This window comes from Vibrio sp. V15_P4S5T153 (assembly GCF_963874485.1).
Lineage (GTDB): Bacteria > Pseudomonadota > Gammaproteobacteria > Enterobacterales > Vibrionaceae > Vibrio > Vibrio anguillarum.
Genome location: NZ_CAWNHR010000011.1, coordinates 386,734 through 399,828, shown reverse-complemented (window position 1 = coordinate 399,828; position 13,095 = coordinate 386,734). Strand labels below are relative to the sequence as shown.

The window sequence follows — 13,095 nt, the reverse complement described above, 5'->3', positions numbered from 1 at the left end:
CAATTCTGAGAACTGTTATTCGCCGCGGTGACGCAAGACTGCATCGACTAAACCGTATTCCACAGCTTGGTCAGCAGACATAAAGTTATCACGGTCGGTATCACGCTCGATAACTTCAAGCGGTTGGCCTGTATGCTCAGCAAGCAATTTGTTGAGTTTTTGCTTGATGGTAAGGATCTCTTGAGCATGGATCTGGATATCCGAAGCTTGGCCTTGGAAACCACCTAAAGGCTGATGAATCATCACGCGTGAGTTAGGCAACACATAACGTTTCCCCGGAGCGCCACCAGCCAATAGGAATGCTCCCATTGAACAAGCTTGGCCCATACAAACAGTGCTAACATTCGGCTTGATGAACTGCATGGTGTCATAAATTGACATACCAGCAGTCACACTACCTCCTGGCGAGTTGATGTAGAGGAAAATATCTTTATCAGGGTTTTCCGATTCTAAAAACAACAGCTGCGCTACAACAAGGTTAGCCATGTGATCTTCAACTTGACCTGTTAAGAAAATCACTCGTTCTTTGAGTAGGCGAGAATAAATATCGTATGAGCGCTCACCGCGGGAAGTCTGCTCAACCACCATGGGTACTAGCGCGTCAAAAATTGGCGACATTGCGTTTTTTTCTTGGTAGCTCATATTGTTATGTCCCTAAAATAAATGGCCCGAATGATGGGTATCACACGGACCATTGTTAGCAGAATAGTTAACCTGTAGTCAACCACCTACGCTACATATTGCTTATTAAGCAGGTTGCTGGTTCATTAGCTCATTGAAGCTAACAGCCTTTTCAGAAACCTGTGCTTTAGCAATGATCGCGTCGATTGCTTGCTCTTCTAGAGCAAGGTTACGCATGTTGTTCATCATTTGCTGATTTTGAGAATAGTATGCCATTACTTCAGCTGGATCTTCGTACGCTGTTGCCATCTCTTCGATCAATGCTTTCACTTTATCTTCGTCGGCTTTTAGCTCTTCAGACTTGATCACTTCACCAAGAAGTAGGCCAACCACTACGCGACGTTTTGCTTGTTCTTCGAACAATTCACGTGGTAGTTGAGCGGCGGCTTCTGGGTTACCGCCAAAGCGTTGCGCAGCTTGTTGACGCAGTACGTCGATCTCTTGATCGATCAGTGCAGAAGGAACATTGATATCGTTCTCTTTTACTAGACCTTCAATCGCTTGCTCTTTAATGCGGTTTTTTACTGCTTGCTTAAGTTCACGTTCCATATTCTTGCGAACTTCAGCTTTCAGCGCTTCAACGCCACCTTCAGCGACACCAAATTTGGCAACGAACTCGTCGTTTAACTCTGGTAATTCACGCACTTCAACTTTGTTGATTTTAATTGCGAATTTCGCCGCTTTACCTTTTAGATTTTCCGCGTGGTAATCTTCAGGGAAGTTAACGTCGATTTCAAATTCCATACCTTTGGTTTTGCCAACGATACCGTCTTCAAAACCAGGGATCATGCGACCTGCACCCATTTCTAGAGGGAAGTTTTCAGCTTTACCGCCTTCAAACTCAACGCCATCAATAGAACCAACGAAATCGATCGTCGCGCGCGAACCCGCTTCCGCAGCTGCGTCTACTTCTTTCCACGTTGCTTGTTGCTTGCGTAACGTTTCTAGCATCTCAGCAACGTCTTCTTCCTTCACTTCAACCGCTGGTTTTTCAACAGTGATGTTTTCTAGACCTTTTAACTCAACTTCTGGATATACTTCAAAAGTTGCATTGAAAACAAGGTCTTGGCCTTCTTCGATAGAAACTGGTGCGAATGTTGGTGCGCCTGCTGGGTTGATTTTCTCTTTTACGATAGCTTCAATGAAGTGGCGTTGCATCACTTCGCCCATGACGTCTTGACGTACCGCTTTACCGTACATTTGCGCAACCATTTTCAAAGGCACTTTGCCTTTGCGGAAACCATCGAAACGACGATTCTTAGCGATATTGCGTAGCTCTTTTGTAACTGCATCTTCGATGTTAGCAGCAGGAACAGTAATATTCAGACGGCGCTCTAGGCCTTCTAGCGTTTCAACAGTAACTTGCATTATTTATAAACCTCAAAACTGGCCCAGTATTTCTGAGCAATATGAGCCGCAACTTAGGCGATGCCTTGTGCTTGGCTGCATCCTTGTGTTGTGCTCTATCCGAACACTTATATTAAAACCAGCATCAACATTGGCCAAAAGACCCAATATTGGACTAATAAGCGATATCTTTAGAGACTCTAATGCATCACAAAAGGTATCTCTGATTAGTCTCAGGACAGAAAATTTAGACGCGACATTCTACCGACCAGAATCAGTGCTGTCGAGCCAATCACCGCAGAGAGATGATTCCGTACCCTAAATTGCTTTCTAAGTGCTAAAAATTCCACCAACGTGAAAAAGCACAGTTTTGAAATGGGGACAATAAAGGCTTTTTCAAGGGAATCGAGGCTTTTTTTACCCCAAAAGCGTAAAAAGAGATCTTGCTCCTGTTTTGCACCCCACAATTGCGCTCTTTTTAAACATCACCCAAAGGAAAACCAGTAGAATTATGAGTCAATGCTGGGAGCATTATCACTTGCAAAAATGGATATCTCTCGCAAAAGAACTGCCCTTGTCGCGCCGCTGAACATGGAGAAAGGATGCTACATATTCGCCGAGTAAACCTTATTTTTGTAACGTTATTCCTTTTGTCTACCGCGGCTGGGGCGCATTTTGTTTGGCGGCACAACTACCAAAGTTTATTGATTGAACATCAAGCTCAGCTAGAGCGATTCTCTAGCCACATCACCACAAAACTTGATAAATATGCACATATCCCAAGATTGCTAGCCAAAGATAAAGAACTCATTGACGCTTTACACAGCCCCAGCAATAGCGCCCAAATTGAAATCACTAATCGCTATTTAGAACAGGTCAATGAAGTGATTCAAGCCGCTGACACCTACCTCATCGACCAATATGGCAACACGATCGCAGCAAGTAACTGGCACCTCACTCATTCATTTATTGGCCGAAACTTCGCTTGGCGGCCTTACTTTAAAACGGCCATAACTGGACAAGAGAGCCAATATTTTGCGTTAGGATCAACATCGGGGCAACGAGGATATTACTACTCCTACCCTATCGTTTATGCCGCGGATGTTATTGGCGTAGTGGTAGTGAAGATGGATCTTTCCGCGATTGAGGAAAACTGGCAGAGCAAACAAAGCTATTTTGTCGCCACCGACAACAACAACATTATTTTCATGTCCAGCCAACCAGAGTGGCTGTTTAAAAGTGTTGCCATGCTGAGCGAAAGCGATCGAATTGCGGTTCAAAATAGCCGCCAATATCTTGATACCTCTATTCGCTCACTCGGATTGATCGGCGATTTCAATGCATCCGTTGCCGAATGGGAAAATCCTTATCAAACTTGGATTAAAGGCGATTTCATCGTTTCAACCAAACCGCTGCTCAGTATCGGGCTCAACATTCGGGTTTTATCGCCCAAAATAAACATTTTCTGGGATAGCTTTGGATTTACTCTGATCAACAGCATGCTGTTTGCCATCGTCTACTTAGGGCTATTACTGGTTCATCACCGCCAACTCAAACAGCGCCAAATCGAACAGTTACAGTCTGAAGCAAAACAAAAATTAGAGTTTCTGGTGATGGAGCGAACCTCTGCACTGCACGCGGAAATTGCGGAGCGAAGTAAAACAGAGAGCATGTTACGCCAAACTCAAGATGAATTGATTCAAGCAGCGAAACTGGCTGTGCTTGGTCAAATGTCCGCCAGTATTAGTCACGAGCTGAATAACCCACTGGCCGCTATCCGCAGTTTTGCCGACAATGGGCGGCGTTTCTTAGCCAATGGTAAGCCGGAACGGACCGATGACAACTTGACTCGCATTTCAGCGCTCACCGAACGCATGGCTAAAATCAGTGAACAGCTCAAATCGTTTGCGCGAAAAAGTAACACCGATGAGAAAGTGAACGCGCAATTATTACCGATTATTTTGTCGACAAAAGAGTTGATGCAACCGCAATTTAAATCGAATTTGATTCAGTTTGAGATGGAATTACCCACAATGGATCTTTGGGTGCGTGTCAATCCAATCCAACTAGAACAAGTCTTGATTAACTTGCTAACCAACGCGATACAGGCCCTTGAGGAACAGCATCAAAAATGCGTTCGTTTGAGCACTGAGTGCAAGGCCTCTCAAGTGTTGATCCATATTGATGATAACGGCCCGGGAATTACACAAGAAAAAATAGCTCATCTTTTCGAACCGTTTTTCACCACGAAAAAAAATGGCTTAGGCTTAGGCTTGTCGATTTCACAGCAGATAATACAAAGCATGGACGGTGAGTTAACGATGACCAGTTCACCGCAGTGTGGGGCGCGATTTTCAGTCTCTCTACCGATCGTTACGCCAAGCGCGTGATTTACAGACAAAGTATGGTTTAAAGATAAAAAGCAGTTAAGGACAACCAATGTGTGATGTATTTTTTATCGATGATGAGGCGGATATCCGTATCGCCATTGCGCAAAGTTTCGAGCTCGCCGACCTCACAGCGCGGTTATTTTCCAGTGCGGAAGAAGCCTTACTGGCGGCCAAAGCCGACGGGCTGCCTCTTGTGGTGGTGAGTGATATTTGCTTACCTGGCCTCAGTGGCCAGAGCTTACTCAACTCGATTCATCATCAAGATGCTGAGGTCCCTGTTATTTTGATCACAGGACATGGCGATATTTCGATGGCCGTACAAGCGATGCACGATGGCGCATACGATTTTATCGAAAAACCTTTTGCTACTGAACGCTTGATAGAAACCATCCACCGTACGATAGAAAAACGCCACTTAACGTTAGAAAATCAGCAGCTAAAACGCAGCTTAAAAGCGAGCCAAACTCTTGGACCACGCATTATCGGTAATACTGGCAACATCCAAGCGTTAAGGGACACCATCACTCATGTCGCCGACACTCAGGCTGACATTCTACTGTTTGGCGAAACTGGCACAGGAAAAGAGCTAGTTGCTCGCTCGTTACATGAGCAGAGTTCTCGCCGCGAGCTCAATTTCGTCGCACTGAACTGCGGCGCAGTGCCTGAAAATTTGATAGAAAGTGAACTTTACGGCCATGAAAAAGGCGCCTTTACTGGCGCTGAAACCAAACGCATTGGTAAATTTGAACACGCACAAGGCGGCACCTTATTTCTGGACGAGATTGAATCAATGCCGATGCAGGCACAAATTCGTTTATTACGCGTATTGCAAGAAAGAGTCATTGAACGAGTTGGATCCAATACCTTGATCCCTCTGGATATTCGAGTCATCGCCGCAACAAAAGTCGATTTAAAGCAAGCAGCTCAAGCAGGCACCTTTCGTCAAGATCTCTACTATCGCTTAAACATTGTCACATTAGATATTCCACCACTTCGCCAACGTAAAGAGGATATTCCTGCGCTTTTCCATCATTTTTTGTTAGTGGCCGCGGCTCGTTACGGTAAAGCGGCAACCGCACTCTCTCAACCTGAGATGCAGCGCTTAATCAGCCATGACTGGCCGGGAAACGTGCGCGAACTACGCAACGCCGCAGAGCGCTATGTGCTATTGGGGAAACTGGCTCAGTTAGGCGACAACGAGCCATCACAAAAATTACCCACCCATTTAGTCGAACAAGTGGCCGAATTTGAAAAATCAGTGATTGAACAAGCATTGATTGAGTGTGGTGGGCGTATCAATGAAACAATGGAAAGGCTCAACGTACCGCGTAAAACGTTGTACGACAAAATGCAGCGTTACGGATTAGACAAAGAGCTCTATAAAATATAGAGCTCTAATAACATGCCGCAGCCATAGAAATTTCAGGTCAGCATTTTGGTTACTTAGTGATGATTTCCGGCCCCATTAAGGTGGTTGGTAACCAAGTGGAAATCCAAGGCACGTAGGTCACAATCATCAAAAATAGGAACATAATCGCCACCCACGGTAGCGCCGCTTTCACCACATTCATCATCGACATTTTGGCAACCCCTGCAGTGACAAACAAGTTTAACCCGACGGGCGGTGTGATCATCCCTATTTCCATGTTCACCACCATCATGATCCCAAGGTGAATGGGGTCAATACCGAGTGCGATGGCGATGGGGAAGACCAATGGAGCAACAATGATCAGCAGCCCTGATGGCTCCATAAACTGACCACCAAGTAGCAGTAATATGTTGACTACAATCAAAAATGTTATAGGCCCGAGACCGGCAGAAAGCATCGATTCAGCAATAATTTGCGGAATGCGCTCTTCGGTCAGAACATGTTTCAATATCAATGCATTGGCGATAATAAACAGCAGCATGATGGTCAGTTTGCCTGCATCAAACAAAGTCGCTTGCGTATCTTTATGGAAAAAGGCTTGCACAATTTTGACCAAGGCTGGTTTGGTATTTTCTTTGTCGGCGAACGGCCCCATATCTTTGTAAACAAAATTGGCAATCAAGAAAGCGTATACCGCTGCCACCGCAGCCGCTTCGGTTGGCGTAAAGATACCACCGTAAATCCCGCCGAGAATGATCACCACCAGCAACAAACCCCAGCTGGCATCTTTGGCGGCGAAGATCGCTTCTTTCCAACCCACAAAAGGTTGTTTCGGTAGGTTTTTAATTCGTGCAAAAATGTAGATAGCAACAATCAGCATCAAACCCGCTAATAAACCTGGGATCACACCGCCTAAAAACATGCGCCCTACCGATACATCAGTAGCAGCGGCGTACACGACCATCACAATCGAAGGTGGGATCAAGATGCCCAATGTGCCAGCATTACAAATAACCCCAGCGGCAAACTCTTTGCTGTAGCCATTTTTGACCATTCCAGCAATAACAATACTGCCGATCGCCACCACTGTCGCCGGTGAAGAACCTGACAGCGCTGCAAACATCATACAGGCCACTACCGAAGCAATCGCCAGCCCTCCCCGAAACCAACCCACCATAGCGATAGCGAAACGGATAATGCGTTTTGCCACACCTCCGGTTGACATAAAGCTGGAAGCCAAAATAAAAAATGGAATCGCAAGCAAAGTGTAATGGCCTTCAAAAGCGTTAAACAAGGTTTGAGCCACTGACGCTAAAGAAGTATCGGAGTGCCAAAGTAGGAACAGAACGCTGGATAATCCGAGCGAGATAGCAATGGGTACACCGACTAACATAAAGCCGATGACCATAACAAACAGCAGTAAAATATCCATGAATTAACGCTCCTTGCGAGAATCAATAGGCGGGGTCGCTTCGCGGTTCGGCTCTAACATGGTCTCGCTCACTTGAGCCATTTCCGCTTTCAGCGCTTCAAGATCTTCCTCGGCTTCATGGCCAGAAATCATTCTGTCTAACTTACCGCTGAGAATTTGATAGGCGATTTGTAAAAAGCGAAAAGTGAGTAATCCCATTCCGATAGGCAATGCCATGTATGGAATAAAGCGCGGTATTTTTTCATAGCGCTCCCCTTCATTGAGCCAATCGGAGAGAAATTGCAGCATTTCCGGCATAGGAATATCGTCGGTTTCATACCAAGCACGCTCAGTCGCAAACGGATACCAGTAATTCCACGAACCGATGAGCAGTAAAATAGAAAAGGTTAAACAACAAGCCACCGCGACCAGTGCAGACACTTTTCGCATGGTTGCAGGCACCATGTTAATGACCACATCAACTCCGATGTGAAAGTGTTTCTTTACCCCATAGGACGCACCAACCAGTACCATCCATGCAAACATGAACACGGTTAATTCCAATGCCCATAAAATGTTGCCGTTAAAAACATAGCGATAAACAACGTTAACGAACGTTAATAAGGTCATCGAGCCCAAGAAGAATGCAATCAGCATTTCTTCAATCGCATCGGTAAATCGGCCGACTTTAGAGAAAAAAGAGTGTTCCATGTGATACATCGCTCTCATAGTAATTATCGGAATTGACTCAAGGTCACCGCACGGCTTCAGGTTAGTTATCAATGAGACGAGCAATAAACGCGTTGAGTCCAACCCCACCACGCAAGGTGGGGTTGGAGGCTTATTATTTGTTTGAAGCCAGCGCTGCCTCAATCAAATCTGAACCGATGTCTTTTTCAAATTTCTGCCACACAGGCTTCAGCGTTGTAACCCATTGCTGGCGCTGTTCAGGTGTGAGAGTGCGGATCACGCCTCCGGCTTCCAACACGTATTGTCTATTTTGGAGCTCGACTTTATTTGATTCCGCATTACGTGCTTCAGTGACTTCTTTTAAAATGGTCGCGAACTGGTCACGCACGTCGGCTGGTAGGCTGTCCCACCACTTGGTTGACGTCACCACTAGGTAGTCCAAAATGCCGTGATCGGTTTCGGTAATGCCATCTTGCACTTCAAAGAATTTCTTACCGTAAATGTTGGACCATGTATTTTCTTGACCATCAATAACTTTAGTTTGCAAACCGCCATACACTTCTGCAAAAGACATTTTTTGCGGGTTTGCACCAAGCTGCTCAAACTGAGCCACCAGTACATCAGATGCTTGCACGCGGAACTTTAATCCTTTTGCATCCGCTGGAACGAGTAGAGGTTTATTGGCTGACATCTGTTTCATACCGTTATGCCAAAACTCCAACCCTTTCACACCACGACGTTTCATTGAATTCTTTAGTTTTTCACCGTCAGCCGAGCTTTGGAAACGGTCAACTGCGTCCACATCCTCAAATAGGAATGGCAGGTCAAAAATACGGAATTTTTTGGTGAATTTTTCAAATTTTGATAATGAAGGCGCCGCTAGCTGCACATCGCCGTTGAGCATGGCTTCCAATACTTTGTCGTCATCGTATAAGGTTGAATTAGGGAAAACTTGTAGGCAAGCCTTACCATTCATCTCCTTATTAACACGCTCTTCAAGCAGCGAAGCCGCAATGCCTTTAGGGTGCTTATCTGTATTCGTGACGTGGCTAAACTTAATGACGATTTCGCCGGGGTCGCAATTTGCGGCCGCATTAAAACTGGTTACAGCAAGAATGGAAGCGGTCAGCAAAGTCAGTGGCTTTAACATTATTATTCTCCTTGATTGAACATATCAGCCCCATCAATGGGTGCTGGTTGTTTTCTATAAGGCAATTAACAAGCCAACATGACACATTCCATTAACAAGCCAGTAACCATAAGGTGTCACCAGCTATTCAGTTAACAACAACCCATAGAATCTTATGATAGAAAGCAAAAATGGGTAGAAAATGACCCAAGGAATATGAATTTTGGGTGGGAAATGACACCCAGCTAAATCCATCAAAGGGCGGCGATGAGAATGACAAAAAAATGTGAAACAGGAAGGAAGCGCACCCTCCGCCCAAACAGCAAGCCTAGTTTGGGCACTCCCCCCGAGCTCTTTATCGGAGAGCGCGCTAATTGGTTAGAACCGACAGATTATGTTAGTAGCACACTGAAAGTGGTGTGCTACAAAAAAGAAGAGGGTGAGCAGGCAGGCTAAAAAACCTACCCACTCTGGGGGTTAGGGCTACATCGCAGCTTTCACCGCTTTCGCTAGTTTTTGTGCTGCTTGTTTTGGATCCGCTTTTGGATCATTGAAGAAGTTCGTTACGACATCAAAAATCGCGCCTTGGGCATAGCTGGTTGTCGACATACCATGGGCAATACTGGGCACAAGGTTGTTGGACTTAGCCGTCGCTTTAAAGGCCGCCATTGAGTCCAACGCGCACTGGTCAAATTTTGACATATTCATATCTGTGCGTACCGGGATCGAGCCTTTGTTGAGGTTAAATACCTCTTGGAATTTAGGATCTAGGATCGTGGCGGCTAGCGCTTTTTGCGCCTGCTTATTGTCTGCATCAGTTAGCTCAAAAAAGACAAAACTATCGACATTATGGATAAATTGATCGGCCGTACCTGGCGCGGCCACGCACAGGTAATCTTTACCCGCAACTTTGCCCGCTGCGGTAAACTCCCCTTTTGCCCAGTCGCCCATGATCTGCATCGCCGCTTCACCATTTATCACCATTGAAGTCGCAACGTTCCAATCACGGCCTGGAGAGTTAACATCAATGTAGTCATGAACTTTTTTAAACTGGCTGAACACGTCAACCATTTTGTCGCCCGCGAGCACAGCCATATCAAGCTCAACAAATGCTTTCACGTAATCTTGTGAGCCAAGAACGCTCAACGCCACCGTTTCAAAAACCGTCGCGTCTTGCCAAGGTTGACCACCGTGCGCCAGTGGCACATAACCCGCGGCTTTGATCTTATCGCCCGCAACAAAAAACTCGTCTAACGTAGTTGGCACTTTAGCACCCACTTTAGCCAGTACCGCAGGGTTAACCCACAACCAGTTGACGCGATGCACGTTAACTGGCACGGCCACATACTGGCCATTCCACTTCATGACATTGGTGATCATCGGTGGTACGACTTCATCCCAACCACCCTGTTTGGCTACGTCATTAAGGTTCGTGAGAAAACCAAGCCCCGCCCATTCTTGAATATCGTGTCCTTTAATTTGAGCCGCCGACGGTGGGTTACCCGACACCGCGCGCGTTTTCAATACCGTCATGGCACTTTCACCACCACCACCTGCGACAGCGAAATCTTTCCAACTATGGCCTTGCTGCTCCAACATTTCGGTGAGCACAGCTATCGACTTGGCTTCACCACCGGAAGTCCACCAATGGAGTACTTCCACTTCACCAGCGTGAGTCGAAGGGATGAAAGAGACAGAGAGGAAAGATAAAGCAAGCAGAGTGTTATGAAATTTCATCATCATCTTCCTTGGTTTTGATTCGGCAAACCTGATTCGCAAACTTTTATTAACCATTAAAGTGCTGATCGTTTACCTACTAGTCTAATCAAAGAAAATTTTTTTCGTTGAAACAAACCGTAATTTTAACGTAACGAAAGCGTTACACTACACCGCTAAGGTAGGTGGGATAAAGACTTGTGCTTCCAGACCACCATGAGCTGGATTGCGTAAAATGAGATCTCCGCCGTGTCCATGTAAAATACTTCGGCATATTCCAAGGCCAAGACCGTGGCCTTGGTCATCATCGGCAAGGCGAAAATAGGGCTCAAAGACCGCTTCTAATTTATCTATCGGGATCCCCGGGCCTTGGTCTTGAATGGTGATAACCACCCACTCTGGATTTTCTTCCAACTTCACCCACACTTGCTGACCATACTTCACGCCATTGTCAATCAAGTTTGTCAATACTCGTTGAATAGCTAGAGGCTTAGCGATTATCGGTTCAAGCTGTGTAGGCGAAAAATGGACCACTTGGCGAGTTAAGTTGTACCCTTCAGCAATCATCTGAATCATCTCATTGAGATCAATACTGCTGTTATTTTCGTGTAAATCGGTATCTCGCACGCACTGCAATGCCCCTTTAACCATCATCTCTAGCTCATCGAGATCGCGGTTAAATTTTTCGCGCTTAACATCGCTTTCGAGCAATTCAGCCCTTAGGCGTAAGCGGGTGATGGGTGTTTTTAAATCATGAGAGATGGCAGAAAACAGATGCTCTCTATCGGCCACGTAACGTCGAATTCGTTGCTGCATACGATTGAATGCGCGGGTCGCCGTGATCAATTCTGTCGCCCCCTCTTCACGCAAGGGACGCTGGGCAATATCCATACTCATCTCATTCGCCGCTTTGGCTAAATTTCTCAGTGGCCGAACTTGGCGGCGCATAAGCAAGTAGGTCAACGCTAACAAAATAGTGGTGGAAAAAAAGAGAAATAAGATCTGCTCTTTTCTTAATAGAGTGTCATCCAGTTTCACGTATGGGGCGGGAAGTAGCGCCGCCACGTAAACCCATTCATGGCTTGATAGTTCGATTTGTACCACCAGCACTGGCGGGTTTAGCGGTTCAAGTGTGAGTGTATGGTAGGCCCACGACTTAGGTAAGTCGCTGAGAAAAATATCGTTTTTTAGTAACCGCAAATGTTCTGGTTTGGTAAATTCAACTTGAATACTCTCAACGTTATTGAGCTTTTGTTGCAACACTTCCCTCACTGCATCGACTGAAGCTCGCTTGAGCGGCGTATCGATAATCGGCTCCACAGTCAATGGCTCTTTATTGAATGAGACAAAAAAACGGGTTCCCCCCATATTGCGAATTTGATCCAGCACGATATGCCGATATTTGACGGGCAGTGATTGAAAAAAGGTCACGGTGGAAGCAAACATACCTGCCATGCTAGAAGAAACGGAACTTATCCCTTCCAACTCTTTTTGTTTAGATTGGCTGTACCAAATCGCCGTTGCAATGCCCTGCGCTATCACCACTGCCAACAAAGTCAGCAGCAGTGTTCGTGAGACAAGAGAGTTGGGTTTTAAGCGTGAAAAGAGACGTCTTAGCGTCATTTTTAATGGCCGTAACTGACCGAAACGGCCAGAATATAGCCGTTGCCACGCATAGTTTTAATGTAGTGAGGGTATTTTGCACTATCACCCAATCGCTGACGTAAACGGCTAAGTTGCACGTCGATACCTCGCTCAAAAGGGAGCGCTTCACGTCCACGAGTAGCAAATGAGATGGTATCGCGATCAAGCACTTCCTTAGGCCGGGTTAAAAACAGCATCAGTAGTGCAAAATCACTGCCCGACAAGTCATGCTCATCGGCACGCTCTAGATGTGTAATTCGGTGTGACAAGGTATCGAGTTGCCAATCACCAAACGTAATCTGTTTGGGCAGCGCATCGGTTGTTTTTTCATCATTGACTTGTACCCGGCGCAGCAAAGCCTTGATGCGCGCCATTAACTGACGCGGGTTGAAAGGTTTCGCCACATAATCATCCGCACCAATTTCTAAACCAATGATTTGGTCAGTTTCATCAGAAACCGCGGTCAACATAATAATAGGAACGTTCGAATGACGACGGATTTTTTGGCATAAAGTAAAACCATCGTCTCCGGGCATCATCACATCCAACAAAATAAGATCGGGATAACTGTTACGTTCCAAATAGGCTAATAGCTCGATGCCATCCGCGGTGGTGACGATATCAAAACCAGACTTCGTCAAGTACTCATCTAATAATTGCCGAATCTCTTCGTCATCATCCACGACTAGAATGCGCGTTCTTGCCTGCATGTCCACTA

The 13,095-nt window shown here is 45.8% G+C and carries 10 protein-coding genes; 2 read left to right on the top strand and 8 right to left on the bottom strand.

Annotation, left to right across the window (positions count from 1 at the left end; genetic code table 11):
• Positions 1 to 15: 15 nt before the first annotated feature.
• Positions 16 to 642 (bottom strand): ATP-dependent Clp endopeptidase proteolytic subunit ClpP, encoded by a 627-nt coding sequence (gene clpP / locus AACT42_RS03635; RefSeq protein ID WP_010317461.1) that lies wholly within the window; start codon positions 640 to 642, stop codon positions 16 to 18.
• A 105-nt stretch (positions 643 to 747) separates the two neighbouring features.
• On the bottom strand, positions 748 to 2,049 hold the full coding sequence (gene tig, locus AACT42_RS03630) for a trigger factor (protein ID WP_013857186.1): 1,302 nt from the start codon (positions 2,047 to 2,049) through the stop codon (positions 748 to 750).
• A 581-nt stretch (positions 2,050 to 2,630) separates the two neighbouring features.
• Between tig and AACT42_RS03625 the strand changes: the two genes are divergently transcribed.
• Together AACT42_RS03625 and AACT42_RS03620 are read left to right on the top strand one after the other, a co-directional pair.
• On the top strand, positions 2,631 to 4,418 hold the full coding sequence (locus AACT42_RS03625; RefSeq protein ID WP_094133674.1) for a sensor histidine kinase: 1,788 nt from the start codon (positions 2,631 to 2,633) through the stop codon (positions 4,416 to 4,418).
• A 49-nt stretch (positions 4,419 to 4,467) separates the two neighbouring features.
• Positions 4,468 to 5,808, top strand: a complete 1,341-nt coding sequence (locus tag AACT42_RS03620; RefSeq protein WP_094133675.1) for a sigma-54-dependent transcriptional regulator — start codon at positions 4,468 to 4,470, stop codon at positions 5,806 to 5,808.
• Positions 5,809 to 5,857: 49 nt separating this feature from the next.
• On the opposite strand, the gene AACT42_RS03615 is transcribed toward AACT42_RS03620, so the two are convergent.
• From AACT42_RS03615 to AACT42_RS03590, 6 genes are all read right to left on the bottom strand, one after another.
• Positions 5,858 to 7,219, bottom strand: coding sequence for a TRAP transporter large permease (locus AACT42_RS03615; protein ID WP_013857190.1), 1,362 nt, complete (start codon positions 7,217 to 7,219; stop codon positions 5,858 to 5,860).
• A 3-nt stretch (positions 7,220 to 7,222) separates the two neighbouring features.
• A complete protein-coding gene (locus tag AACT42_RS03610) occupies positions 7,223 to 7,909 on the bottom strand; it encodes a TRAP transporter small permease (protein ID WP_094133685.1) in 687 nt (228 codons plus the stop codon).
• 133 nt (positions 7,910 to 8,042) lie between these two features.
• Positions 8,043 to 9,038 carry a TRAP transporter substrate-binding protein gene (locus AACT42_RS03605; RefSeq protein WP_094133676.1) on the bottom strand — a complete coding sequence of 332 codons (996 nt, stop codon included), beginning with the start codon at positions 9,036 to 9,038 and terminating at the stop codon, positions 8,043 to 8,045.
• A 462-nt stretch (positions 9,039 to 9,500) separates the two neighbouring features.
• Entirely contained in the window at positions 9,501 to 10,754 is a 1,254-nt protein-coding gene (locus tag AACT42_RS03600) for an ABC transporter substrate-binding protein (RefSeq protein WP_026027514.1), read from the bottom strand.
• 147 nt (positions 10,755 to 10,901) lie between these two features.
• Positions 10,902 to 12,356, bottom strand: coding sequence for an ATP-binding protein (locus AACT42_RS03595; RefSeq protein ID WP_094133677.1), 1,455 nt, complete (start codon positions 12,354 to 12,356; stop codon positions 10,902 to 10,904).
• A 2-nt stretch (positions 12,357 to 12,358) separates the two neighbouring features.
• Positions 12,359 to 13,087, bottom strand: a complete 729-nt coding sequence (locus tag AACT42_RS03590; RefSeq protein WP_094133678.1) for a response regulator — start codon at positions 13,085 to 13,087, stop codon at positions 12,359 to 12,361.
• Positions 13,088 to 13,095 lie beyond the last annotated feature (8 nt).